A 25,422-nucleotide genomic window follows, 5' to 3' on the forward strand; every position below is an offset into this window, starting at 1 on the left:
CGGCCCGGGCAGCGGCCACACGCTACACTCCCGGCAGCAGGCCGGATGGTTCCGGCAGCAGGGACACGATGACTGGACCCCGCGAGGACTCGGCATCGACAGGGCGGCCCGTTCCGCACGACGTGCAGGACGATGCAACCGTTGCCATCACGTCGCAGCCGCTGTCGCTGGCGCTGGCGTCCGCCGTCATCACCGACGGCAGCGTCATCGGCGGTTGGCGCCTGCTGCGCGAGATCGGCAGTGGCGGCATGGGCAGCGTGTTCCTGGCCGAGCGCGAAGACCGCGAATTCCGGCACCAGGCGGCGATCAAGATCGTCCGCGGCTTTCCCACCGCCGAGATACTCGAACGCTTCCGCCGCGAGCGCGAGTTGTTGGCGACCCTGCGACATCCCAACATCGCGCGTCTTTTCGACGGTGGCACCACGGCGGCCGGCCAGCCTTATCTGGTCATGGAATACGTCGACGGCATGCCGCTGGACGAATGGTGCCGCGTACGGCGTCCGACCCTGCGGCAGCGCCTGCGCCTGTTCCAGTCGCTGTGCGCGGCCGTGCAGCATGCGCACCAGCAGCTCATCGTGCATCGTGACCTCAAGCCCGGCAACGTGCTGGTGCGCGGCGATGGCGAGCCGGTGCTGCTCGATTTCGGCATCGGCAAGCTGCTCGGTGAAAGTGAAAGCCCTGATGAGGCGACCCTGTTCCAGGCGCTGACGCCGGCCTATGCCAGCCCCGAACAGTTGCGTGGCGGCATCGCCACGACACTCAGCGACATCTACGGCCTGGGCCTGATCCTCTTCGAGCTGCTCACCGGCGTCGCCCTGCGCAAGCAGAAAGGCGACACCACGCGGCTGATGCCCAGTTCGCTGGCGACCACGGGCGAAGACTGGCTGCGTGCGGATGCGCGCCTGCTGCGCGGTGATCTCGACAACATCGTCCGCAAGGCCTTGCGCGAGGAGCCGGAGCGCCGATACGCCAGTGCCGCAGCGTTGTCGGCGGATATCGAGGCCTGGTTCCAGGGGCGGCCGGTCGATGCGGCGCCCGATTCATGGACCTACCGGTTGCGCAAGTTCGTCGCCCGCCATCCGGTCTCGCTCGGCGCCACCGTCGCCGCGCTGGTCGCGCTGTCGGTCCTGTCGCTGCGGCTGGCCGCCGAGCGCGACCGCGCGCTCGCGCTGCAGGAGGAGGCGCGGCTGGAAGCCGAAGGCGCCAACCAGTCTGCGGAATTCCTGGTCGCGCTGTTCGATCGTGCCTCGCCGGAAGTGACGCGCGGACGCGAACTGGGCGTGCGCGAACTGATCCGCCAGGCCGGCGAGGAGATGGCAGGCCGCGACTTCAACCGGCCGGAAGTGAAGGCGCGCCTGCAGACGGCGCTGGGTCGCATCTACATCAGCCTCGGCCTGTCCGGCGACGCCGCGACGATGCTGGAGTCGGCGGTCGCCCTGGCGCGGCACCAGGAAGGGGGTGCCGATCCGCATGTCCTCATCCCCGCGCTGCGCCACTTCGCCCGTGCCTGCGACCTGCTGGAGCGCGATTCATCGGGACTGGCAGCGGCCACGGAAGCGCTTGAACTGGCGCGCCGGCACCTTGCCGCCGACGACCTGGAGATCGCGCACGTCCTGCAGACCCTGGGCGTGGCGGAAGAAAGCCAGGACCTGCACGAACAGGCGTTGGCGCACTTCCGCGAGGCCGAGCAGCGTTTCATCGCCGCCGGTCCGGAGCACACCGCCCATGTCGGCGCCGCGCTTCACAACCAGGGCTGGGCACTGAGTCGCCACGGCCGTGACGACGAAGCGCTGCCCATCCTCGAACGGGCCATGCAGCTCAAGCGCGAAGCGCTCGGCGACCGGCATCCCTCCCTGCTCTACACTCTGGACGCGATGGGCAGGACGCGGGCGCACCTGCGTGACTTCGAAGGCGCCTTGAAGGACCTGCGCGCCTCGCTGGACTTGGCTATCCAGGTGCTGGGCCAGCCCAGCGCCCGCGTCGCCGCCAGCTGGCTCGAGCTGGGTTCGCTGCTGCAGGACATCGGGCGCTACGAGGAGGCCGAACAGGCCTATCTGGCCTCGATCGAACAGCACCGCGAGGTGGACGGCGAAGGCAGTGCGGCGCAGGCGATCGCGATCAACAACCTGGCGACGCTGCTGGAAGACATGGGCCGCTTCGACGAGGCCGCCGTGCGCTTCCGGCAGGCGCTGGCCATGCGCATCGCCGGTGGCGCGAACCCGCGTGCGATCGCGCGCGGGCAGGCCAACCTGGCGCGCCTGCTGGTCGAACTGGACGCCGATGCCGAGGCGACGGAAATGGCCGAGGCGGCATGGATCGTCCGCGAACCCCTGACGCCGGCGGATCTGGGCGAGCGGCTGGATTCGCAGCTGCTGCTGGCGCGTCTGGATGTCCGTGCCGGCCGGCTGGATGCGGCGCGGCGTCGCATCGCACAGGTGCGGACGGATGCCGGCGACATCGACGGGGCGCTCCCGCAGATCCGCGCCCGCCTTGCACAGTCCGAGCGCGAGCTGGCACTCGCCGACAGCGATGCTGCCGCCGCGCGCGAGGCGCTTGAACGCGAGCGCGAAGCGCTGCGGGAATTCCTGCCCGCAGGGCACTGGCGACTGCGACGGCTTGAGGCGACCGCACGGCCGTGACTGACCGGTAACGGTCGCCGTGCGGTGGCGGTCGCCGGCGATCACTGTCCAGAACCGGACAGAAGCCCGTTGCCCCTCGCGCCCCGATTGCGCAAGTGCGCTGATCTGAAAGGGAAAAAAGGATTGGCACGCGGGCTGCTTGAAAGCCGGCATGGACATCCAACGCACCGACCTCAAGATCAGGAAGCGCCGCCAGCGCATCATCTACGGCGTTGCCGGCGCGATCGCCGTGCTGGCCGCCGGCATCGTCATCGCCCGGCTGGAGCCGGCCGCACCCAGCGTCGAGCGCGGCACCGTCTGGTCCGACACCGTCAAGCGCGGCGAGATGCTGCGCGAGGTGCGCGGGCCCGGCACGCTGGTGCCCAAGGCCATCCGCTGGATCGCTGCGGAAACGGACGCGCGCGTCGAACGCATCGTCGTCAAGCCGGGCGCCCAGGTCGAGCCGGACACCGTGATCGTGGAGCTGTCGAACCCGGTGGTCGAGGACCAGCTCGCCGCCGCGCAGGCGGAGTTCATCGCCGCGCAGGCCAGCTACGCCGCGCGCGAAAGCGAGCTGGAAAGCCAGCTGCTCGACCAGCGCGCCAACTTCGCCGCGGTCGAAGCCGAATATGAAGGCGCGCGCCTGCAGGCGGAAGCCGAAGGCGAACTGGCCAGCAAGGGCATCATCCCGCGCATCCAGTACCAGCGCAGCCAGCTGGCGGCGGAAAGCCTGAAGGTGCGCCTGGAAATCGAACGCGACCGCATGAGCAAGAGCCGCCAGAACATCGGCAAGCAGCTGGAAGCCGAGCGCGCGCGCATCGAACAGCTGGCACGCACCCGTGACCTGCGCCAGCGCCAGGCCGATGCCTTGCAGCTGCGGGCCGGCATCGCCGGCGTGCTGCAGCAGGTGCCGGTCGAGGAAGGCCAGCAGGTGATGGCTGGCACCAACCTGGCGCGCGTCGCGCGGCCGGACGTGCTGATGGCCGAACTGCGCATTCCCGAGACGCAGGCCAAGGACATCGCCATCGGCCAGAAGGTCAAGGTCGACACGCGCAACGGCGTCGTCGTCGGGGAAGTCATGCGCATCGATCCGGCCGTGCTCAACGGCACGGTGCAGATCGACGTCGACTTGCCGGGCGAACTGCCGCCGGGTGCGCGTCCGGACCTGTCGGTGGACGGCACCGTCGAAATCGAGCGCCTGGCCGACGTGCTCTATGTCGGACGCCCGGCCTTCGGCCAGCCGAACAGCCAGACGACGCTGTTCCGCATCGACGCCGATGGCCGCGCGGTGCGTGTCCCGGTCCAGCTTGGCCGCGCTTCCGTGAATCTGATCGAGGTGGTCCAGGGCCTGCAGGAGGGCGACAAGGTGATCCTTTCCGACACTTCCGCCTGGGACCAGCACGACCGTCTCCGCCTCAACTGAAGCCGGCCGCGAAACGGCCGGCGCCATGCAACCCCTTCCCGACAAGGACCTGACGACATGAACCTGCATCCCCACGACACCGGCACGGCGACCGGCACCGGCGAAGGCGGCCAGCGTGCGGTGCCCGACACCCTGATCAAGCTCGATGGCATCAAGAAGGTGTTCCTGACCGACGAAGTGGAAACCCACGCGCTGTCGGAAGTGCACTTCGACATCCATCGCGCCGAGTACGTGTCGATTTCCGGCCCGTCCGGTTGCGGCAAGTCGACGCTGCTGTCCATCCTCGGCCTGCTCGATACGCCCAGCGGCGGCAGCTACCTGCTCAACGGCCGCCAGGTCGAGGACATCAGCGCCGCCGAGCGGGCGCGAATCCGCAACAAGGAAATCGGCTTCATTTTCCAGGCCTTCAACCTGATCGGCGATCTCAACGTGTTCGAGAACGTCGAGTTGCCCCTGACCTATCGCGACGGCATGGGCAAGGGCGAGCGTCGCGACCGCGTGCAGTGGGCGCTGGAGCGTGTCGGCATGGCCCACCGCCTGCGCCATTACCCGGCACAGCTCTCCGGCGGCCAGCAGCAGCGCGTCGCCGTTGCCCGCGCCCTGGTCGGCCAGCCGTCGATCCTGCTCGCCGACGAACCGACCGGCAACCTCGACTCCAAGAACGGCGAGGCGGTGATGACGCTCCTCGACGAGCTGCACAAGGGCGGCGCGACCATCTGCATGGTGACGCATGACCCGCGCTACGCCGATTTCGCGCAGCGCAAGATCTTCATGTTCGATGGCCGCGTCGTCGACGAGGACACCATGCACCGGCTGCGCAAGGAAGAGGACGCGCGCCTGTTCCGTCGCGCCGAAACCGCCTGATCCACTTCGGCCCCACGATCGTCCACGGAGTCGCCGACATGTCGCCTCGGTCCACCCGCCATCCATCGTCGCCTGTGCGGATCCCGGCCGTGCCGCACGGCCGGCGCCAGAGGCGGAGCCGTGCCTGGCTGCTGGTCGTGCTCGGCTGGTTCATGCTGGCCACGCTCGGTGTCGCCGAGCGCCGCGAGCATCCGGTCGGGCGCGCGCATGCGGCCTACAGCGACGACAGCCGCCAGGACTGGAATGACCCGACGCGACCGCGTCCGCTGTCGGCGACGGTGTGGTATCCGGCCGCCCGCGACAGCAGGGAGCAGCCCTGGCAGGCCGGCGTCTTCGAGTTCGGCATGATCGCACCGGATGCGCCGATGCCTGCCGGCGTCGGGCGCCTGCCGCTGGTCCTGGTGTCGCACGGCACCGGCGGTTCGGCGCCGCAGCTTTCGTGGCTGGCCGAAGCGCTGGCCGGGCAGGGTTTCCTGGTTGCGGGCGTGAACCATCACGGCAACACCGCCGCCGAAGCACGGACACTGGTCGCCGGTTTCACGCTGTGGTGGGAACGCGCCCGCGATGTCAGCGTGCTGCTGGACCGGCTGCTGGCGGATCCGCGTTTCGCCGACCTGATCGATCCGGATCGCATCGGCGTCGCCGGATTCTCCATCGGCGGTTTCACTGCGATGCTGCTCGCCGGCGCGCGCGTCGATCTCGACGCCTTCCATGCCCATTGCCGTGAACACAGCGGCGACCACACCTGCCGGCCGCCGCCGGAATCGGCCCAGACCGAGGAGGATTTCCAGCGCTTCCTGGCCGGCGACCGGCGCGCGCTGGCGTCGCTGCGCACGGCCGCGGACAGCTACCGCGACCCCCGTGTGCGCGCCGCCTTCGTGATGGCGCCGGCGTTGATGCCGGCGCTCTCCGACGAAAGCCTGCGCGGGCTCGACCTGCCCGTGCAGGTGGTGACGGGCGCCGCCGACACGCTCGTCCTGCCCGGATTCGTCCAGGCGCTGGCGCGGCGCATGGACCGCGTCGATATCGACACCCTGCCGGGTGTCGGCCACTACGCCTTCCTGGCGCCCTGCAATGACGCCGGCGTCGAGCAGCTGGCGCGGTTCTGCGTCGATGCGCCGGGCATCGACCGTCGCCAACTGCACCATCGCGTCGCGGCCCACGCCGTGGCCTTTTTCAAACGCCAGCTCTGCCAGGCGCATCGCAATGATGCTGCGGCCGGGACGGCGTCCGACACCCACGAGGAGGTGGATCCATGTTCGACACCCTGAAACAGGATCTCCGATACAGCCTGCGCAGCCTGCTGTCCAAGCCGGGATTCGTCCTTGCCGCGATCCTGACGCTGGCGCTGGGCATCGGCGCCAATACCGCCATTTTCAGTGTCGTCAACGGACTGCTGCTGAAGCCGTTGCCGTACGCCGATGGCGAACGTCTCGTGCTGGTGCACAACGTCTATCCGAAGATGGGCATCGACTATGCCGGGACCTCGATTCCCGACTACTTCGACCGTCGTGAACAGGCCTCGGCGCTGGAAGACCTGGCGATCTACACCGGCGTCAGCCTGAATCTCGCCACCGACGGCACGCCGCAGCGCCTTGTCGGACTGCGCGCATCGGCTTCGCTGTTCAGCACGCTGCAGGCAAGGCCCGCCATCGGCCGCGTCTTCGATGCCGATGCCGAACTGCCCGGCCAGGACAACGTCGCGGTGATCAGCGACGCGCTGTGGCGCTCGCAGTTCGCCGCCGACCCCGGCGTGATCGGCCGCGATGTACGCCTCAACGGCACGAGCCACCGCATCATCGGCGTGATGCCGGCGAGCTTCGTGTTTCCCAACCACACCACGCAGATCTGGCTGCCTTACGCCTTCTCGCCGGCGCAGAAGAGCGACGAGGAACGCGGCAACGAATTCTCTGAATCGGTGGGCCGGCTGGCACCGGGTGCCACCATCGCCCAGCTGGACAGTCAGCTCGACGCGATCATCATGCGCAACGCCGAACGCTTCGCGGGGCTGGGTGATCCGCGGGCGACGCTGTTCGCCGATTTTTTCCGCGACGGCGGCATGGCTGGCCGCGGCAAGCCGCTGCGTGACGAATGGGTCGGCGACGTCCGCCCGGTGCTGTGGCTGCTGCAGGGCGTGGTCATGTTCGTGCTCCTGATCGCCTGCGCCAACGTCGCCAACCTGATGCTGACGCGGGTATCGGCGCGCCAGAAGGAACTCTCGGTGCGAACGGCGCTGGGCGCCAGCCGCGGACGCATCATCCGCCAGCTGCTGATCGAGGCGGTGGTGCTGGCACTGGCGGGCGCCGTGGCCGGTATCGCCGTCGCCTACGCCTGCCTGCAGCTGCTCGATGCCCTCAACCTGACGCAGAGCCCGCTGCGCACCGGCATCGGCATCGACGGCCAGGTGCTGCTGTTCACGCTGGCGGTGTCGGTGCTTACCGGCCTGGTGTTCGGCCTCTTCCCGGCCTTCAGCCAGTCGTCCGGCAAGCCCTATGAAGTGCTGAAGGATGGCGGTCGCGGCAATACCGGTGGGCGCGCGGCGCGCGCCACGCGCAACGTACTGGTGATGGTGCAGATCGCGCTTTGCGTGACGCTGCTGGTCGGCGCCGGGCTGATGATGAAGAGCTTCGACCGCCTGCAGGACGAGAATCCCGGCTTCCAGCGCGACGGCCTGATCACGCTGCGCCTGGACCTGCCGGCGGGCAAGTACCCCGACGACGGCACAATCGTGCGTTTCTACAGCGACGCACTGCGCGAGTTGCGTGCCATTCCCGGCGTGACGCAGGCCGCCTACGTCAGCAACCTGCCGTTCGGGACCAGCACCTGGCAGAGCTCCTACGTCATCGAGGGCCATGACGCGGGCGCGGGTGTCGCCAGTCCGCACGGGTTTTCCCGCGTCGCCGACGAAGGTTTCTTCCAGTCGTTGCAGATCCCGCTGCTGGCCGGTCGATACTTCACCGCCGCCGACAGCGCCGATGCCGCGCGCGTGGTGATCGTCGACGAGCTGCTGGCGGACAAGTATTTCCCGGACGGCGCCATCGGCAAGCGCATCCGCCGTTCCGGCGACGAGGCCGACAATCCCTGGTGGACCATCGTCGGCGTCGTCGGCACCGTCAAGCATGGCAACCTCGCCGCCGAGATGACCAAGGAGGCGTACTACTTCCCGTACCAGCAGTTCGAATACACCCGCTACGGCAACCGCGACGGCTTCTTCGTGGTGAAGACCGACCTGCCGGCGGGGGGGCTGGTCCAACCGATCCGGCAGGCCGTCCTGCGCGTCGACCCGGAGCAACCGGTCTATGACATCCGTACCCTGGACGAACGCATCGCGCTGTCGCTGCAGGGGCGTCGCGCGCCGATGCTCCTCCTGGTGCTTTTCGCCGGTGTCGCGCTGGTGCTGTCGGCGGTCGGCATCTATGGCGTGCTCGCCTACGCGGTCGCGCAGCGCACCGGCGAACTGGGCGTGCGCATCGCGATCGGCGCGCAGCGCGGGGACGTGGTGCGCATGGTGCTGGTGCAGGGCGGCCGCATCGCCCTGATCGGGCTCGCAGCCGGACTGGTCGGTGCGCTGGCACTGGGTGGTTTCCTCGGCAGCCAGCTGTTCGGCGTATCGCGGTTCGATCCGCTGACCTTCCTCTCGGTGGTCGCCGTTCTCGGCAGCGTCGCGCTGCTGGCCTGCTGGCTGCCGGCGCGTCGCGCCGCGCGCGTCGATCCCATCGTCGCCCTGCGCTACGAATAAGGAAATCCGCCGATGTCCTTCACCGCCTTCCAGCGCGACCTCCGCTACGCCCTGCGCAACGAATGACACCGTCTTCCTGGAGAACCGACATGCCAGTCTGGATCGATGACTTCCGCCACGGCCTGCGCACACTGCGCGGCAACGGGGGCGGAATGGTGTTCGCCGCCGCCATCCTGGCCTGCGGGCTGGGGCTGGCCATCGCCATGTGGTGCGTGGTCGACGCGGTCCTGCTTCGACAGCTGCCGTTTCCGAACGGCGAGCGCGTGGTGCAGGTCAAGGAGCTGACCGACGCCGGCAACGCGATCAACGTGGCAACGCCGAACCGCGCCGACCTCGACGCTTCGGTCGATACGTTCGAGCGCAGCGCGCTGCACGCAACCGGGGCTTCGATCATCGCGACGCCGGAACGCTCGATGCAGGCGACGGCGACGACGCTGGTCGGCGATGTCTTCGCCGTGCTCGGCCAGTCGCCGCTGCTGGGGCGGACCTGGTCGTCGGAGAGTGCGAGCAACGAGGTCGTGATCGCGCATTCGCTGTGGCAGGGCCTGTTGCACGGCCGTGACGATGTCCTCGGCGGTGGCCTGCGCATCGACGACGTCGACTACACCATTGTCGGGGTGATGCCGCCGGGCGCCGAGTTTCCGGCGTCCAGCCAGGCCTGGGTGCAGGCCGACGCCTCGATGCTCACGTCGAGCCGTTCGGCGCACAACTGGGAGATGGTCGCGCTGCTGGGCGCCGTCGCCGAGCTGCCGCTGGCGCGGCAGCAGGCGCAGGCGCTGGCGACACGGCTGAAGGCCGGGCACGGCGACCAGGTGGACGCGCGCGGCTTCGACCTGACGCCGCTGGCCGATGCCATCGCCGCACCGGTGCGCACCGCGCTGCGCGTGCTGCTGGTCGGCGTCGCCTTTTTGCTGCTGATCGCGATCGCCAATGCGGTGAACCTGCTGCTGTCGATCGCCATGGAGCGCCGCCGCGAGCAGGCGCTGCGCACCGCGCTGGGTGCCGGGCGCGCGCGTCTGTTCCGCCAGGCGCTGGCGGGAAACCTCGTGCTCGCTGGCGTGGCGTGGCTCGGCAGCGTGGCGATCGCCGTGGGCGCGCTGCGGCTGTTGACGCGACTGGCGGGTGCAAGTCTGCCGCGCCTCGCCGAAATCTCGCTGACAGCGTCCACGCTGGCCGCCTCCGCCCTGCTGGCCTTCGGCATCGCCGTCCTGCTGACGCTGGCAACGCGCCTGGGCGTCGGCGACACCGGCGTCAACGCCGTGCTCCGGGAAGGCGGTCGTGGCCAGTCGCCGGCGCGCTCGACGCTGCGCCTCCGCGCCGGGCTGCTGGTTGCGCAGACGGCAATGACGACGGTTCTGCTGGTGGCAGCGGTGCTGATCGGCCGCAGTTTCTTCAGCCTGATGAACGTCGATGCCGGTTACGACGACCACGGCGCCGTGCGCATCGAGCTCAACCAGCCCTTCAGTCGCGACCCGGCGGTCACCGCCGCGAATGCCGGGCGCTACCGGCAACTGCTGGATGACCTCGCGGCAATGCCAGGCGTCTCCGCCGTGGGCGGCGTCAACCGCCTTCCGCTGACCGGCGGCGCCGATGGCGGTTTCTGGGACCACACGTTCACCGACTTCAGCGCGGCGCCGCCGGAGCCGCTGGGCTACGCGCACTATCGCGTCGCCAGCCATGGCTATTTCGAAGCCTCCGGGATCCCGCTGCTGCGCGGTCGCACGTTCACCGGCGCCGACCGTGCCGAGGGCGAGCACGTCGCCGTCATCAGTGCGCGGCTGGCACGCGAGGTCTGGGGCGACCGCGATCCGCTCGGCCAGCGCATCCAGTACGGCAACATGGATGGCGATGCGCGGCTGCTGACCATCGTCGGCATCGTCGGTGACGTGTACCAGAACGGCCTGGATCGCCGGCCTTCATCGACGGTGTACGTCAATGTCGCGCAGCGGCCGGTCGCCGCCTCGCAGTTCAATGTCGTGGTGCGCAGCGAGCTGCCGCTGGCCTCGGTGATGCCGATGCTGCGCGAACGCCTCGAGCGCACGGTCGCGGAGATGCCGTACTCGCTGCAACCGCTCAGCCAGGTGCGTTCGGCTTCACTGGTGCAGCGCCGCTTCAACCTGGTGCTGCTGGCCGTGTTCGCGGGCACGGCACTGCTGCTGGCGGCCACCGGTCTGTACGGACTGATGGCGTTCTCGGTCGGACAGCGGCGCGGCGAATTCGCCATCCGGCAGGCCCTGGGCGCCTCGACGGCCGGTGTCCTGAAGCTGGTGCTGCGCGGCGGCCTGGTGGTGGCCGGACTCGGCATCGCCCTCGGCGCGGCTGTCGCGCTGGCGATGTCGCGCCTGTTCGCCGGACTGGTCCACGGCGTGCCCGTCGGCGATCCGCTCAGTTACGCGCTGGTGGCATCGCTGCTGGCGATGGTCGCGGTGGCCGCCTGCTGGCTGCCCGCACGTCGCGCATCGCGCGTCGCCCCGGCAACGGCCCTGCACTGACAACAACCGGAACGGATTTCCCGATGACTGCATTTCTGGACCATTTCCGCCATGCGTTGCGCCGCCTGGCGGCGCAGCCCGTCTTCTTCGCGACCGCCGTGCTGACGCTGATGCTGGGCATCGGCGCGGTGACGTCGATCTTCACGGTGTACGACGCGGTGTTCCTGAAGCCGCTGCCGTTCCGCGACGCCGACCGCATCGTGCGCGTTCTGCGCGACCAGCCGCCGGTGTCGTCCAGTCCGGTGTCGCCGCCGGTGCTGCGCGAGTGGCAGGCAGGCCATGGGGGCGTCTTCGACGCGTTCGGCGCCTGGGTGCCGCAGACCGTCAGCCTGACTGGCGAGGGCGAGGCCGTGCGCCTCAATGCCTATCTGGTGACGCCGGGTTTCTGGCAGGTCTTCAGCCAGCCGGTCGCGCTGGGCCGCGCCTTCGGCGACGAGGAGGAGAATGCCGGCGAGCGCGTGGTGGTCATCGGCGAAGCCTTGTGGCGGGACCGCTTCGACCGTTCGCCCGATGTCATCGGCCGCGAGATCCGCCTCAACGGCGAAGCCTGGCGGGTCATCGGCGTGACCGAAGCCGGTTTCCGCTATCCGGAAGATGCGCAGCTGTGGATGCCGAGCTTCCTGCCGGCCAATACCGCGGGGCGCGGCAGCAATTCCTTCGCGCCGGTGGCCCGCCTGCGCCAGGGCGTCAGCGCCACGCAGGCGCAGGCGGCGATGCGCGCTGTCACGCAGGCGCAGGCGGCGGAGTTCCCCGACAATCACGCCGGCCTGACCGCCCGGGTCATGCCGCTGCGGGCGCTGGTCGGCCGCACCCTGCAGTCGCCCATGAGTACCCTGCTGGCGGCGGCGGTCGTCGTGCTGCTGATCGCCTGCGCCAACCTCGCCAACTTGATGTTGACGCGCGGCCAGAGCCGGGCACAGGAACTTGCCCTGCGCCGCGCGCTCGGCGCCGGGACCGGACGGCTGCTCGGCGACGTGATGGCCGAAGCGGCCCTGATCGCGTTGGCCGGCGCGGTACTGGCACTGTCGGTCGCGCCCTTCGCCGTCCATGCACTGCTGGCGATGGCGCCGGACCTGCTGCCTTCCTACAACGCACCGGGCGTGGACCTGCGCGCCATCGCCATCACCGCCGGCCTGGCGCTGGCGACGCTGATGCTTTTCGCCTGGTGGCCGGCACGCCGGGCGGCTTCCGCCGATCCCGTGCAGGCGATGCAGGGCGCATCGCGCAGCCAGACCGGCAGTCGCGCCCAGGTACGCCTGCGTTCCTGGCTGGTGCGCATCGAGATGGCGCTGGCGATGATGCTGCTGGTCGGCGCCGGCCTGCTGATCGACAGCCTGCGGCGGCTCTCGCAGGTCGATGCCGGCCTCGCCGAACCCCAGTCGGTGCTGGCCGCCGGCATTTCCATGCCGGCACCGGTGATGCAGCCCGGCGAGGATTTCGGCGACTGGTACGCGCGCAGCCGCGTGGTGATCGCGCCGCGCATCGACGCCATCGTGCAGCGCCTGGGCAGCTTGCCCGGCGTCTCCTCGGTGGCCATCAGCGAACGCCTGCCGGCGTCCGGACAGGGCGGCTGGAATGGCGACTTCGGCATCGCCGGCCGCGAACTGCCGGATGAGCGCCTGGTCGAATACCGTTTCGTCAGCCCCGATTATTTCCGCACCTTCGGCATCGCTTTGAAGTCGGGACGTGCCTTCAATGCGAACGAGGGCGACGAGGCCCTGTTCCCGACCACGGCGCTGGTCAACGAATCGTTCGTGCGGACGTACCTGGGTGGTGACGATGCCGTCGGCGCGCAGGTGTCGACCTTCGATGGCGGCGAGAAGACCATCGTCGGCGTCGTCGCCGACGTCCGCCAGCAGGGCCTGGACCGGCCGGCGGTGCCGGAGATCTATTTCCCGGCGCGGACCGTGCCGGTTGGCGACCTGGTCGTCGCGGTTAAAACGCAAGGCGATGCACTCGCACTCTCGGACAGCCTGCGCCGGGCGATGAAGGAGGTGGCGGCGGATACGCCGGTGCTCGCGGTGCGGACGATGGACGCGGTGGTCGGCGACACGCTGGCATTGCGCCGCTTCAACATGAGCCTGAGCACGGCGTTCGCCGCGGTGGCGGTGCTGCTGGCGGTGATCGGCCTGTATGGCGTGATCGCCTGGTCGGTCGGGCAACGTCGCCGCGAGATCGGCGTACGGCAGTCGCTCGGCGCGACCCGGGGCGCGATCCATCGCATGGTGCTGGGCGATGGCCTGCGCATCGTGCTGCCCGGTCTGCTCGCCGGCGCCATCGGCGCGGTGCTGCTGGGACGGCTGGTCGCGGCGCAGCTGTATGGGGTCGATGCCGGCAGTCCGGTGGTCATGCTGCTGGCGGCACTCCTGCTCGCCGCCGTCGCCATGCTGGCCTGCCTGGTGCCGACGCGTCGTGCCGCGCGCGTTTCACCCATGACCGCATTGCGTGACGACTGACAACGCCGAAGACCCGTGATAGTCGGGCCCGGGCCGGGCCCGTCGTGAAGCGGTGGATGTCCGCGCCTGACGCAAGGTGCCGTGGTCGGACATCCGGCTACCGCGCACATCGCGCAAGGGCGCGCGTGCAACCGGGTACCGCGGTTGCATCGGGCTGTATTCGACGCTGAGGGGGAACGGAAGCGATGGGACTGCAGGCACTGGGCAACGCTTGGCGAAGGGTCTGGTCGCGGCCAGGGCACTCGGCGCTGTCGATCGCCATCCTGGCACTGGGCCTGCTGGCGGCGACGTTCCTGTTCGGATCGGTCAACAGCATGGTGATCAAGCCGCTGCCGTTCCCCGACGCCGAGCGCCTCGTCGCTGTCGGCTGGAGCACGACGGGTAGCCCCGACGAAGTCGGCGATCTCAGCACGGCGCAATGGCTTGCGATCCGCGACGGCCTGCCGGTCTTCGACCGCGTCGCCGTCGAGGCCGGGCCGGCCACGGTCGTCATCGGCGATGGCGACAGCGTGAAGCGCTACAACGGCGCGATCATCGACCACCAGCTGCTCCCGCTGTTCTCGGTACAGCCCCTGTTCGGACGCGGCTTCAGTGCCGAGGACGACCGGCCGGGGGCGCCGCTGACGGTGGTGCTGGGCGAGCAGGTGTGGCGCAATGAGTTCGGTGGCGATCCCGCTGTGGTCGGTCGCCAGGTGCGCGCCAACGGTGGCCCGGCGACGATCATCGGCGTGCTGCCGGCGTCTTTCGCCTATCCCTTCGACCAGCAGATGTGGATCCCGCGGCGCCTGGTGCTGGACGACGAGTTTGGCGTGCAGGTGCTGGCGCGGCTGGCGCCCGGCGTGACGCTGTCGCAGGCGCGGCAGGTACTGGCGGGTGCGACGGCGCGCATGGGCAGCGACGTCCTGGGCAGCCGCGACGGCGATTTCCTCAACGCGATCCCGTTGCACCACCGTTTCGTCGACCGGACGACCCGGCACATGCTGTGGATGATGTTCGCCGCCGGGTTGCTGGTGCTGCTGTTGGCCTGCGTGAACGTGGCCAACCTGCAACTGGCGGCGATCCTGCCGCGTCGACGCGAACTTGCCGTGCGCAGCGCGCTCGGCGCGGGTCGCGGACGACTGTTGCGGGAGCTGATGGCCGAGGCGCTGCTGATGTCGCTGGTCGCGACGACGCTGGCTGCGCTGGGCAATGACGTGCTCGGACGCGTGTTCGTGCAGCATCTCGCTGCCTCCGCCGTGGTGGTGCCGTTCTTCATCGACTTCGATTACGACTGGCGCGACCTGGCCTTCCTGCCGGCGGTCGCCTTCGCGACCTGCCTGCTCGCCGGCCTGATACCGGCGCTGAGAGCGGCTGGCGTCAATGCGCAGGACGCCTTGCGCGATGGCAGCAGGGGCAGCCACGGCGGCCTGTTCCCGCGCATCTCGCGCATCCTGGTGATCGGCGAGATCGCGCTTTCCGTCGTGCTGCTGGTCGGTGCGGCCATGTTCGTCCGCGGCATCAATGGCATGCTCGCCTTCGACCACGGCGCGCATGCCGATCCGGAAACGGTGCTGACCGGTCGCATCGGACTGTTCGAGAACGACTATCCGTCGGACGAGGAGCGCCTTCGCTTCTTCCAGCGCGTCAGCGAGGTCATCCGCCAGGATCCACGGGTGGTCGCCGCGACGGTGGGCACCGGCATGCCTGGCTGGACCAGTGGTGGCAGCGAGGAGCTGGTCGGGGAAGGCGGTGAACGGCCCTCCGGCGGTTTTGTCGATGCGGAAACCGCCGCCGTCGATGCAGCTTTCGCGGATGTCTACGGAATCCGCCTGCGCGAAGGCCGTTTCTTCAACGAGAACGACCGTGCCGGCACCCTGGCGGTGGCCGTGATCGACTCGCGTGCCGCCCAGCGCCTGTTCCCGGATCGCCCGGCACTGGGACAGCGGCTGACTGTTGATCCGGAAGGCAGCCAGGCGCGAACGGTCACCGTTGTCGGGGTGATCGACAATCTGCACCTGCGGCAGGTCGGGTCGACGCCACGCCCGAGCATGCTGGTCCCGTTCGCGCAGGCGCCCACCCGTTTCGCGACCGTGGCCGTGCGTGTCAATGGCGACGCGGCGGCCTTCGCGCCGCGATTGTCCGCCGCGATCCGCACGGTGGATCCGCATACGCCCGCCTACTGGGTGCAGACGCAGGCGTCGAACATCAAGGCCGGGCGCGCTGGCGCCGTCGTCCTCACGCAGATGTTCGTCGCCGTTGGCGTGCTGACATTGATCCTCGCGGCAGCCGGCCTCTATGGCGTGCTGGCATTCTCCGTCGAGCAGCGCACGCGCGAGATCGGCATCCGCCGGGCGATCGGTTCGGACCGCGCCGGCGTCACCCGGCTGGTGCTGAAGCGGCTCGTCGGCCAGGTGATGGCCGGCCTGGCGATCGGCGTCGCGATCGCGCTGCCGTGGTCGAAACTGCTCGCCAATCCCGCCTTCCACACGCGCGCCCATGATCCGCTGATCTTCGGCGCCACCGTCGTCCTGATCCTGCTTGTTGCGCTGTGCGCGTCGCTGGTGCCGCTGCGGCGGGCATTGCGCGTCGATCCGGTGATCGCGTTGCGCCAGGAATGACACGCCATCCCGCGGAATGGGAAAAGGCCGCCCGGTGGGCGGCCTTTTCGTTGACGGGACGCAATGGTCGTCGCCACGTTGCGCGTTGGTGACTCGGAGGCGTGCCCTACGCGCGCGGCTCGTCGTTCAGAAGCGCACGTTGAGCGACAGCCAGAGGTTGCGCGCCTTGTCCTTGTTGTTGAAATCGTCCAGCGCCGACATGGTGTAGGTGCCGTCCGGATTGGCGGTGAAGACCGTCTGGTAGCCGGTGAAGTCCTCGTCGAGCAGGTTGTTGATGCGGGCGCCCAGGGTCATGTTGTCGTTGATGCGGTACTGCGCGGCCAGGTGCAGGATGTTGTAGCTGCGGTAGAAGAGGGGGTTGCCATCCTCGTCGGTGCTGCCACGGTAGCGGCGCGAGCGGGATTCGGCGATCAGCTGTGTCGAGAAGCGGTCGCTCGCCATCCATTCCAGGGTCGCGTTGGCCATGTGCTTCGCCGACTGCGCCAGCGGGAGGCCGGCCTCTTCGCCGGTCTTCTGTTCGCTGTCGGTCCAGGTGTAGTTGGCGCGCAGGGCCCAGCTGTCGCCGAGCTGGTAGCGGCCGGCGATCTCGGCGCCGACGACGCGTGCCTCGGCGACGTTGATGTTCTGGGCGTAACTGGTGTAGCCAAGCTGGGCGAAATCACCGAGGTTGGCGCAGGGACGGACGCCGCCGGTTGCCTCGCAGCTCTGGGTTACTTCGCCGCGCGAGATCTTGTCCTTGAAATCGTTGTGGAACACGGTGAAATTGAAATTGTGCGCGCCGTCCAGCGACGTCCAGTAGGCGGCCAGCTCGCTGTTGACGCTGGTTTCCGGCTGCAGGTCCGGGTTGCCGACGAAGGGCGTGGTGCCCTGGCCGCCGAAGCCGGTGATGCCGTCGTACAGGTCCGTCGTGTCCGGCGTCTTGTAGCCCGTGCTGACGCCGCCCTTGAGCGTCCAGGTGTCGCTCACCACATACAGGCCGTAGACCCGGGGGCTGACGTGGCCGCCGAACATGTTGTGGTCGTCGTAACGGATGCCGGCGGTCAGTGTCAGCCGGTCGTTGACGCTCCAGTTGTCCTCGGTGAACACCGACCACATCTCATGATCCTGAACGGTGCCGCCGCCGGGTCCGCCGGTTTCCATTCCGAAGACGCCATCTTCCAGCTCGCCGTCGATGATCTGGCCGCCGACCACGACATGGTGGAAGCCGCCGCCTTCCAGTTCGATGGGCATGTCCAGCTTTGCGTCCAGCGTGTACTGGCTGCTTTCCATCGCCCGCTTCGGCCGCGGCAGGAACGCCGCCTCCGCGGCGGCGCGGCGGTCGGCGACACTCATTCCTTCGTAGTCGCCGGTGCCCGAATACATCTGCTGCAGCAACTGGCGTTCGGCAACGGTGAAGGGCAGGGTGCGGCCGTTGTTGGCGGTATCGATCCAGGCCAGCGAAACGAAGCTGTTGCCGAAGCTCCAGTCGCCCTGGTGGGTGATCGACCACTGGTCGCGGGTGAATGTCTGCTCGTCGACGTAACCGACGCGCGGCTGCACCACGCCGCCGGTGGCGCGCCAGATGGTGTCGATGCTGTCGACGGTGCCGAGGGGATAGGTCTCCGTGCCCAGGTTGTTGACGTACGGCGTATTGTCGTAGACCTGCTCGGAGCTGTCGGCATCGACGATCACCGACTGGTTGTCCGTCGGCGTCCAGGCCAGCGAGATGCCCACCGTCTGGTTGTGGTTGTCGACGGTCTTGCCACCGCCACCGAAACCGAGGCTGCGTTCATGCGGTGCGCCGGACGGGTCGTAAACGGTGTCGTATTCCGGATTGGAGGCATCGCGCTCGTAGCGCGCGCCCCTCAGGGTCAGGCCCAGTGTGTCGCCGAGGATCGGGCCCATGACTGCGAAGTCGAGCGTGCTGTCGCTGCCGAATTCGCTGTGCTCCTGCACGTTGTGGGTCACCGTCGCCGAACCACGCCAGCGGTCGGACACCTTGCGGGTGATGATGTTGACGACGCCGCCGAGTGCATCCGAGCCGTACAGGGTGGACGCCGGGCCGCGGATGACTTCGATCCGTTCGATCATGTCCAGCGGCGGGATGTGGTTGAACTGGTTGCCGCCGAACGAGTTCGGATAGATGTCGCCGTGATTGTTCTGGCGCCTGCCGTCGATCAGGATCAGGGTGTAATCGGCGCCCATGCCGCGGATCGAGATGGTCTTCTGCCCGGTCTTGTCGGAGGTTTCGCCCACATCGATCCCTTCAAGGTCGTTGACGGCGTCGATGAGCGTCATGTACGGACGCTTCTGCAATTCCTCGCGGGAGATGAGGCTGATGCTCGCGGGGGCATCGGTGAGCTTCTGCTCGAAGCCGGCGGCGGTGACGACCACCTGGTCGAGTACATTGGCGTCATCGGCGCCGTCGGTCGCGTCGCCCGGGTCCTGGGCGAGGGCGGCCATGGGCGACAGTAGCAGGGCGATGGCGAGGGCAAGAGGACGTGGCTTGAAGGAAAGAGGGCGGAATGTGCGGCCTGGCATGGGTGCGGTTCCCGAGGGCGGATGCGGCGGCGGCCCGGTTGTGTGAGTGGAGTCCCGGTGGCGGGATGTTGCGGGCGCACATTATACATGCGGGTAAGAGTGATTCGCATTTACTGGCCAAGCGTTTGTGTGGACGACGGTTGGCCGGCCGTCCATATTCCTGCGCGAGTCGTCGCACCGGGGCAGGAGCTGGACGCGGCGGTCCAGCTTCGTACGCCGCGAGGCTGGATTCCGCGGCTATGCTTGCGCCATGGACATGTCGATGCCCTGGCTGGCTTTTGTAATCCAGATTCCCGTTTTCGCCATCGTCGGCTGGCTGTTCGTGCGCGGGCGGCCGGCGCGATGGACCGGGCCCGTTCTGCTCGGCACGCTGGTGCTGACGTTCGCGGCCACGATCTGGGCGTTCCACGGCGCCGATCGCACCTGGGGACTGATGTGGCCGCAGGTGCTGGCCGCCGTGCTCGGTTACGGCGTATTCCTGGCCGGTGTCGGCCTGGGCTGGCTGTTGCCTTGGCTGGTGGCGCGTTCACAGCGATGAGACAGTGCGTTCCATTGCCGGTGCTTGTTGCCGGCGGGAACGGCCGGCATCCTAGGCGATCCGATCGCCAGGTCTTCCCGCCGGCGCCAGGCGCCGACCACGGATGCCTCCCGGTTTCCTGATACACGACATTCCGACACGCCTCCCAAGGAGTACACCGATGAAGCGTCTTGCCCTCGCCACCGCCCTGTTTGCCGTCGCTGCGGGTGCCGCCCAGGCGGAAACCTACGAAATCGATACCCGCCATACGCAGGTGCACTTCACCTACAGCCACATGGGCCTGTCGAACATCACCGGCCGCTTCGCCGACGCCACCGGCACCATCGTCTATGACCCGGCCGATCCGTCATCGGCGTCCATCGAGATCAGCGTGCCGATCGCCAGCGTCAGCACCGGCGTCACTGCCATGGATGACCATTTCAAGCGCGACGACCTGTTCGACGAGGCCCGGTTTCCGACCGCCACCTTCAAGAGCACTTCGGTGCAGGCGGCTGGCGAAGGCAAGCTCAAGCTCACGGGCGACCTGACCATCCACGGTGTGACCCGCGAGGCCAGCTTCGATGTCACCGTCAATGGCATGATGGAGCATCCGATGCGCAAGGTGCCGGCCGCGGGCTTCGATGCGGTGGGGACCATCAAGCGCAGCGACTTCGGTGTCGACAAGTACTTGGGAGGCATCCCGGACGAAGTCCGCATCAACGTCACCATCGAGGCCATCGCCGCCGCCAAGGCGGAGTAAGCCGGTCGCCGGCGGCCGCCGCCACGCTGGCGGCCGCCTGGACACATGACCTTCGGGACGTCCATCGTTCCGCCGGCCGGTGCTAGTCTCCCACGCAGTCAACTGGGAGGCTTCACATGTACCGATCCTTGGGCCTGCTCGTGCTGATGGCCGCTGTCGGCGGTTGCGCCACGAAACCGCCGGCAACATCGACTGCCTCATCCATGGAAGCCGCGCCCACGGGAGCGGCCCTTGCGCCGCCCCTGATTCCGCGCGAAGTCCTGTTCGACAACCCGAGCCGTTCCAGCGGGCAGGTCAGTCCGGACGGCCGCTGGCTGGCCTACGTCGCGCCGCGCGATGGCGTGCTCAACCTCTACATCGCGCCGTCCGATGCACCCGACCAGGCGCGTCCGGTCACCCACGACCGCGGCCGTGGCGTGCGCACCTTCGGCTTCGCCTACGATGGCAAGCACCTGCTGTATCCACAGGATGACGGTGGTGACGAGAACTTCCGCATCCATGCCGTCAACCTGCTGACCGGGGAGGACCGCGTCCTGACCCCGGCGGGCTCGCGCGCGATGATCGCGAAGCTGACGCCGAAGCACCCGGATGCCGCGCTCGTGATGGTGAACGACCGTGACCCGCAGTACTTCGATCCGGTCCGCATCGACCTGGCCAGTGGTCGCAGCGAGCGCGTGTTCGAGAACAGCCGCTTCGGCGACATCATGTTCGATGACGACCTGGCCGTCCGCTTCGCCGTGCAGCCGACGCCGGATGGCGGCAACACCGTGCACCGGCGCGACGGCGACGACTGGCAGCCGTGGATCACCATCGGTGCCGACGACGCGCTGACGACGATGCCGCTGGGCCTGACCCGCGACGGCTCGACGCTGTACATGTTCGACAGCCGCGACCGTGACACCGCCGCGCTGGTCTCGGTGGACCTGGCGACCGGCGACCGCCGGGTGCTGCATGAGGATGCCCGTGCCGATGTCGACGACCTCCTGGTCGATCCGCGCACCGGCGTCATCCAGGCGGCCGGCGTCAACTACCTCAAGACCGAATGGACTGTCCTCGATCCGGCCATCGCCGACGACCTGGCCTACCTGTCCGGCCTGGGCGAGGGCGAGGTGATGATCGCCAGCCGCACGCTCGCTGACGACCGCTGGGTCGTCGCACAGATGACCGCGGAGCACGGCACCCGCTACTGGCGCTACGACCGCGCGCGTCGCCATGCCGAACCGTGGTTCCACACCCGGCCGGCGCTGGAGCAGTACACGCTGGCGCCGATGCACGCGGTGGAAATCCCGTCGCGCGACGGGCTCCGGCTGGTCAGCTACCTGACGCTGCCTGCGGAAAGCGATGCCGACCGCGACGGCATTCCCGCCGAGCCCGTGCCGCTGGTGCTGTGGGTGCACGGCGGCCCCTGGGCGCGCGACGGTTTCGGCTTCAACAGCATCCACCAGTGGTTGGCCAACCGCGGCTATGCCGTGCTGAGCGTCAACTTCCGATCCTCCACCGGTTTCGGCAAGGCGTTTCTCAATGCCGGCAACCTGCAGTGGGGCAGGACCATGCACGACGACCTGCTCGATGCCGTGCAGTGGGCCATCGACCGCGGCATCACGCATGCCGACAAGGTGGCGATCGGCGGCGGCAGCTATGGCGGATACGCGACGCTCGCGGGCCTGGCGTTCACGCCGGACGTGTTCGCCTGTGGCGTCGATATCGTCGGCCCCTCGAACCTGGTCACGCTGCTGGAAAGCATCCCGCCGTACTGGGGGCCGATGCGTGCGATGTTCGCCACGCGCATGGGCGATCCGGATACCGGCGAAGGCCGCGCGCTGCTGGCAGAACGTTCGCCGCTGCACCAGGCGCACCGGATCCGCAAGCCGCTGCTGATCGGACAGGGTGCCAACGATCCGCGCGTGAAACAGGCCGAGTCCGACCAGATCGTGCAGGCCATGCAGTCGCACGGCATCCCGGTGACCTACGTGCTGTATCCGGATGAAGGGCACGGCTTCCAGCGCCCGCCCAACCGCCTGAGCTTCAACGCCGTGACCGAGGCCTTCCTGGGCCGCTGCCTGGGCGGTCGCGTCGAGCCGGTCGGCGATGCCTTCGATGGCGCGACCATCACCGTGCCGCATGGCGCCGGGTTTCTGCCCGGCCTGCCTGAAGCCCTCGCGGCGAAGAAGTAAACCGATGGACGGCCTGCCGTGCACCGTGGCAGGCCGTTATCCGGCCGCCCGGCACGGGACGTTGTCCGGCGAGACGGCGCCGACCGCCGTGCAGCGGGGCGCAGGTGATTCAGCCGCGCCCTTCGTTGTCCTGCCAGCGCAGGATGCGCCGCGTCACCCAGTTGTAGACGCGCTTGCCGGTGCGCCGCCATGTCCTTGCCAGCCAGGAGCTGCGCGCCAGCAGGCGCTTCTCGACCGGTGTCAGCGCTTCCGGGCAATAGGTGCGCTTGTGCTTGAGCAGGTGCCGCAGGTCTTCGCGCGCGAGCAGTCGGAACCAGCGCGCCCGCGTATCGCCCATGCCGGCGATCTGGAAATCGACGATGGCCGGCGAGCCGTCGTCGCGCACCAGCCAGTTCGGTTCCTTCGCCAGGTCGTTGTGGACGACGCCACGGGCGCGCAGTTCGCGCAGCAGGCGATGCGCGCGACGGAAGTAGCCGGGGTCACGCGGTTGGCCCTCCTGCATCGGCTTGCCGGGAATCAGGCTGCGCTCCACGCGAAGCCGCGACGCCGACAGCAGCGCGGGAACGCCGTCGATGCCTTCGAGGCGACGCAGCACGCGTGCCTCGCGCGCCGCGGCGCGCGAGGCCAGTGGACGCAGCCACCACGACACCTGGGCGAGATCGCGACGGATCATTCCCTGGCTGCCGTCGTGGCAGAGATAGATCGCGCCGAACGCGTCGCGCTTGAGCAGGGTTTCCGTCATCATCCGCGGGCATTGTGCCGGCGCATGCCAGCGATGTCATGGGCCGGGACCCGCCCGCGGCGGACGGGCGGACGTTCCGCAAGCGGACCGCGGGATGCCGTTCGACCGCTCCGTCCGGGCGCGCAAGCTGTTGCCGGGGTCGCGGGGTCAATGGGAGGGCGACATGGAACCAGGTGAATTCACCGTGCTCATGGCGCGGTCGCGCGAAGGCGACGGCACGGCGCACGAGACCCTGTTCCGGATGATCTATGCCGAGCTGCGGCGGATCGCACGGCGCCAGCTTGCCGGCATGCCGCGCGGCGAAACGCTGGATACCACCAGCCTGGTCCACGAGTCCTACCTCAGGCTGATCGGCCCGGCGGCCAGCCACGTCGGCACGCGCTCGCATTTCCTGAACCTGGCGGCGCGGGCGATGCGCCAGATCCTCTGCGACTATGCTCGACGCCGACTGCGCACGCGCGAGCGCTTCGATGGCCGCTCGCTCGACGACATCCACGGCGCCGAAATCGCCGAGGCCGATCGCTGGGTCCGCCTCGACGAGGCGTTGGAGGAACTCGAGCGCGTGAACGCGCGCCAGGCGCGCATCGTCGAATGCAGGTTCTTCGGCGGACTCGGCGAAGAGGAGACTGCCGAGGCGCTGGCGGTCTCTGTGCGTACGGTCCAGCGTGACTGGAACAGCGCCCGGCAATGGCTGGGCGAACACATGCGCGAAGACTGATATTCAGCCGTCACGCCAAGCTCCAGCCGACATCGCGACCGGGGCCGGCTCCTGTTTCGCCACTGGCCGTGTCACGGGTGTGATTGGCAGGGTGGCGCTTTCCCTCGCCAGGACCTGAGGGCCGGAAGGCACGGATACGCCAGCGCGGAGAGCTGCGCCGCCGGTCGCGGGCAGCCAGGCCCAGGTGCCCGGCTTCGTTACAGATTCCCTGGCGAGGCTGGGCGTAGTCAGCGCCACCCGTCGAAGCCGTCGGAACACTTTGATCTGGTCTATGGAGGGACGAACATCAGTCAACGCGGAAAAAAATTGAACACGCTGGTTGTCAATGAACAGACGCCACGGCCGAGGATGCATCGTCTTGAAATTTAAAGCAACGCTAACGACGCTGTTGATCCTGTTAAGCACCCAATTCGCGACCTCTGCGAGCGCTGATGACAGGCAAGAGAAGTGGGATCTGGCGTGGAGAACTCTTTATGAGGAGAACCGGCCTCTAAAAGCAATAGGCGATTTGGATTCGCTTATGAAAACAGGGTGGATTCATACAAACACCTTCGCTCAATTCTACGCCTTCACAGGGAATTTGATCGAAACCGAGTTTCTAGCTCACGCATATCTTGCTGAAGACATAGTTGACCCGCCAATTGAATTAATTTGCGAAGCGTATATGCGCATTCCGGCTACTGAAGCAATTATGGACGTTGCAAGGAATGCGAAACTAGTGATGATGAATGAGAATCATTACTCACCGCTTCATCGCGCGTTCGCCAGCCAAGTCATCGGAGTGCTGAGACCTATTGGGTTTTCGCTCTTCGGCGCAGAAACTTTCAGCGAAGTGGTGGCAGAACGCTCAGATCGTCTCACGTCACCAACATTGGATCTTGGCGTCTATTCTGCGGAGCCAATGTTTGGGGATCTCATTAGACATGCGATTGCCCAAGGCTATGTATTATTTCCATATGAACAGACCGCTGCCCAGTTAGTAGATGGAGTTGATGAAAATACTCGACGTGCAGTCCGTGAGCAAAGCCAAGCAGCGAATATCAAGAGGGTAATTGATGATAACGCTGACAAGCTAGTTTTTATATATGGAACTCACATTAGAAAGACGCCAGGCAATGGTTCGAATACAATGATGGCGTATAGGCTCCAACAGTTGACCGGTATAGAACCAATATCGATAGATCAAACCGGAGGCACACCTAGTTCTGCACGCCGATACCAAACGCCTCTCTATAGGGGTGTCGAGCGGTGCGGCAAGCTCGATTACCCGGTGGCCCTTCGAAAGCGAGATGGCACGTACTTAGCCAGAGATGGGTACGACATCACGATATTCTTTCCGCATACCAACTACTCAATTGGCGGACGACCGGATTGGTTAATCTCAATTGGAGGCCGGGCGTTTTTATCACTTAGGCTTCAGCCGGCTGCGCAGCAAACACTTGTGCGAATTTTTGTTCGAGACGAGGCGGACGACGCCGTCGCTATTGATCATGTATTAGCGCCGCCAGAATCTGATAGGGTGACAGTCGCCCTACCGAAAGGACATTACCGTGCGGTTAGGGAATGGCCTGATGGGACGCAGAACGATCTGGGCGAACTCACGATTGATTAGCGCACGGATTGTCTCATCGTAAGCGTCTGCCGACGACACCTGTTTTCCCGGTCGCCAGCGGGGTTTGATGGGCACCCTCAATTCGATGGTGCCCTGTCATGCCCAGCAAGCGTACCCGATGGGCGGCCCATATGGCCGCCTGGCAATCCAGTGGCCTGAGCCAGTCGGCGTATTGCCGGCGGCATGCGTT

The 25,422-nt window shown here is 67.7% G+C and carries 16 protein-coding genes; 14 read left to right on the plus strand and 2 right to left on the minus strand.

Features of this window, described 5'->3' with window-relative positions:
* Window positions 1-68: 68 nt before the first annotated feature.
* From EDC25_RS12205 to EDC25_RS12240, 8 genes are all read left to right on the plus strand, one after another.
* A complete protein-coding gene (locus EDC25_RS12205; RefSeq protein WP_132577549.1) occupies window positions 69-2,639 on the plus strand; it encodes a serine/threonine-protein kinase in 2,571 nt (856 codons plus the stop codon).
* A 151-nt stretch (window positions 2,640-2,790) separates the two neighbouring features.
* Window positions 2,791-4,041 carry an efflux RND transporter periplasmic adaptor subunit gene (locus tag EDC25_RS12210; protein ID WP_123520623.1) on the plus strand — a complete coding sequence of 417 codons (1,251 nt, stop codon included), beginning with the start codon at window positions 2,791-2,793 and terminating at the stop codon, window positions 4,039-4,041.
* A gap of 132 nt (window positions 4,042-4,173) precedes the next feature.
* The gene (locus EDC25_RS12215) at window positions 4,174-4,905 is read left to right on the plus strand and encodes an ABC transporter ATP-binding protein (RefSeq protein ID WP_240639541.1); all 732 of its coding nucleotides are present in this window, start codon (window positions 4,174-4,176) and stop codon (window positions 4,903-4,905) included.
* A gap of 89 nt (window positions 4,906-4,994) precedes the next feature.
* Window positions 4,995-6,176 (plus strand): alpha/beta hydrolase family protein, encoded by a 1,182-nt coding sequence (locus EDC25_RS12220; RefSeq protein WP_165910905.1) that lies wholly within the window; start codon window positions 4,995-4,997, stop codon window positions 6,174-6,176.
* Window positions 6,161-8,644, plus strand: coding sequence for an ABC transporter permease (locus EDC25_RS12225; RefSeq protein WP_123520620.1), 2,484 nt, complete (start codon window positions 6,161-6,163; stop codon window positions 8,642-8,644). The genes EDC25_RS12220 and EDC25_RS12225 overlap by 16 nt, the downstream gene beginning before the upstream one ends.
* Before the next feature lie 89 nt (window positions 8,645-8,733).
* A complete protein-coding gene (locus tag EDC25_RS12230; protein WP_164483846.1) occupies window positions 8,734-11,136 on the plus strand; it encodes an ADOP family duplicated permease in 2,403 nt (800 codons plus the stop codon).
* A 23-nt stretch (window positions 11,137-11,159) separates the two neighbouring features.
* Window positions 11,160-13,592, plus strand: a complete 2,433-nt coding sequence (locus tag EDC25_RS12235; RefSeq protein WP_123520618.1) for an ABC transporter permease — start codon at window positions 11,160-11,162, stop codon at window positions 13,590-13,592.
* Window positions 13,593-13,777: 185 nt separating this feature from the next.
* Window positions 13,778-16,189, plus strand: coding sequence for an ADOP family duplicated permease (locus tag EDC25_RS12240; RefSeq protein WP_123520617.1), 2,412 nt, complete (start codon window positions 13,778-13,780; stop codon window positions 16,187-16,189).
* A 126-nt stretch (window positions 16,190-16,315) separates the two neighbouring features.
* On the opposite strand, the gene EDC25_RS12245 is transcribed toward EDC25_RS12240, so the two are convergent.
* Window positions 16,316-18,709, minus strand: a complete 2,394-nt coding sequence (locus EDC25_RS12245; RefSeq protein ID WP_207905714.1) for a TonB-dependent receptor domain-containing protein — start codon at window positions 18,707-18,709, stop codon at window positions 16,316-16,318.
* 250 nt (window positions 18,710-18,959) lie between these two features.
* Between EDC25_RS12245 and EDC25_RS14755 the strand changes: the two genes are divergently transcribed.
* The 3 genes from EDC25_RS14755 (at window position 18,960) to EDC25_RS12260 (ending at window position 22,160) form a co-directional block, all read left to right on the plus strand.
* Window positions 18,960-19,247, plus strand: coding sequence for a hypothetical protein (locus EDC25_RS14755; protein ID WP_164483845.1), 288 nt, complete (start codon window positions 18,960-18,962; stop codon window positions 19,245-19,247).
* Between the two features lie 160 nt (window positions 19,248-19,407).
* Complete coding sequence (locus EDC25_RS12255; protein ID WP_132577551.1) at window positions 19,408-19,986, plus strand: YceI family protein; 579 nt, start codon at window positions 19,408-19,410, stop codon at window positions 19,984-19,986.
* Window positions 19,987-20,102: 116 nt separating this feature from the next.
* The gene (locus EDC25_RS12260) at window positions 20,103-22,160 is read left to right on the plus strand and encodes a S9 family peptidase (RefSeq protein ID WP_123520615.1); all 2,058 of its coding nucleotides are present in this window, start codon (window positions 20,103-20,105) and stop codon (window positions 22,158-22,160) included.
* A 109-nt stretch (window positions 22,161-22,269) separates the two neighbouring features.
* Here the strand turns inward: EDC25_RS12260 and EDC25_RS12265 are convergent, their stop codons facing one another.
* On the minus strand, window positions 22,270-22,905 hold the full coding sequence (locus EDC25_RS12265; RefSeq protein WP_132577552.1) for a phosphotransferase: 636 nt from the start codon (window positions 22,903-22,905) through the stop codon (window positions 22,270-22,272).
* A gap of 160 nt (window positions 22,906-23,065) precedes the next feature.
* On the opposite strand from EDC25_RS12265, the gene EDC25_RS12270 reads away from it, so the two are divergent.
* From EDC25_RS12270 to tnpA, 3 genes are all read left to right on the plus strand, one after another.
* Window positions 23,066-23,620, plus strand: a complete 555-nt coding sequence (locus EDC25_RS12270; RefSeq protein WP_164483844.1) for an ECF-type sigma factor — start codon at window positions 23,066-23,068, stop codon at window positions 23,618-23,620.
* Window positions 23,621-23,978: 358 nt separating this feature from the next.
* Window positions 23,979-25,232 carry a hypothetical protein gene (locus tag EDC25_RS12275; protein WP_132577553.1) on the plus strand — a complete coding sequence of 418 codons (1,254 nt, stop codon included), beginning with the start codon at window positions 23,979-23,981 and terminating at the stop codon, window positions 25,230-25,232.
* 98 nt (window positions 25,233-25,330) lie between these two features.
* The coding region (gene tnpA / locus EDC25_RS15185) for an IS66 family insertion sequence element accessory protein TnpA (RefSeq protein ID WP_425599501.1) at window positions 25,331-25,422 on the plus strand (92 nt) is incomplete at its 3' end.

Source organism: Pseudofulvimonas gallinarii (genome assembly GCF_004343305.1).
GTDB lineage: Bacteria > Pseudomonadota > Gammaproteobacteria > Xanthomonadales > UBA2363 > Pseudofulvimonas > Pseudofulvimonas gallinarii.

Excerpts from the sequence above, each read along its gene's own strand:
- EDC25_RS12205 (WP_132577549.1), top strand. The coding sequence starts at position 69 with ATGACTGGACCCCGCGAGGACTCGGCATCGACAGGGCGGCCCGTTCCG.
- EDC25_RS12210 (WP_123520623.1), top strand. The coding sequence starts at position 2,791 with ATGGACATCCAACGCACCGACCTCAAGATCAGGAAGCGCCGCCAGCGC.
- EDC25_RS12225 (WP_123520620.1), top strand. The coding sequence starts at position 6,161 with ATGTTCGACACCCTGAAACAGGATCTCCGATACAGCCTGCGCAGCCTG.
- EDC25_RS12230 (WP_164483846.1), top strand. The coding sequence starts at position 8,734 with ATGCCAGTCTGGATCGATGACTTCCGCCACGGCCTGCGCACACTGCGC.
- EDC25_RS12235 (WP_123520618.1), top strand. The coding sequence starts at position 11,160 with ATGACTGCATTTCTGGACCATTTCCGCCATGCGTTGCGCCGCCTGGCG.
- EDC25_RS12240 (WP_123520617.1), top strand. The coding sequence starts at position 13,778 with ATGGGACTGCAGGCACTGGGCAACGCTTGGCGAAGGGTCTGGTCGCGG.
- EDC25_RS12245 (WP_207905714.1), bottom strand. The coding sequence starts at position 18,709 with ATGCCAGGCCGCACATTCCGCCCTCTTTCCTTCAAGCCACGTCCTCTT.
- EDC25_RS14755 (WP_164483845.1), top strand. The coding sequence starts at position 18,960 with ATGGACATGTCGATGCCCTGGCTGGCTTTTGTAATCCAGATTCCCGTT.
- EDC25_RS12255 (WP_132577551.1), top strand. The coding sequence starts at position 19,408 with ATGAAGCGTCTTGCCCTCGCCACCGCCCTGTTTGCCGTCGCTGCGGGT.
- EDC25_RS12260 (WP_123520615.1), top strand. The coding sequence starts at position 20,103 with ATGTACCGATCCTTGGGCCTGCTCGTGCTGATGGCCGCTGTCGGCGGT.
- EDC25_RS12265 (WP_132577552.1), bottom strand. The coding sequence starts at position 22,905 with ATGATGACGGAAACCCTGCTCAAGCGCGACGCGTTCGGCGCGATCTAT.
- EDC25_RS12270 (WP_164483844.1), top strand. The coding sequence starts at position 23,066 with ATGGAACCAGGTGAATTCACCGTGCTCATGGCGCGGTCGCGCGAAGGC.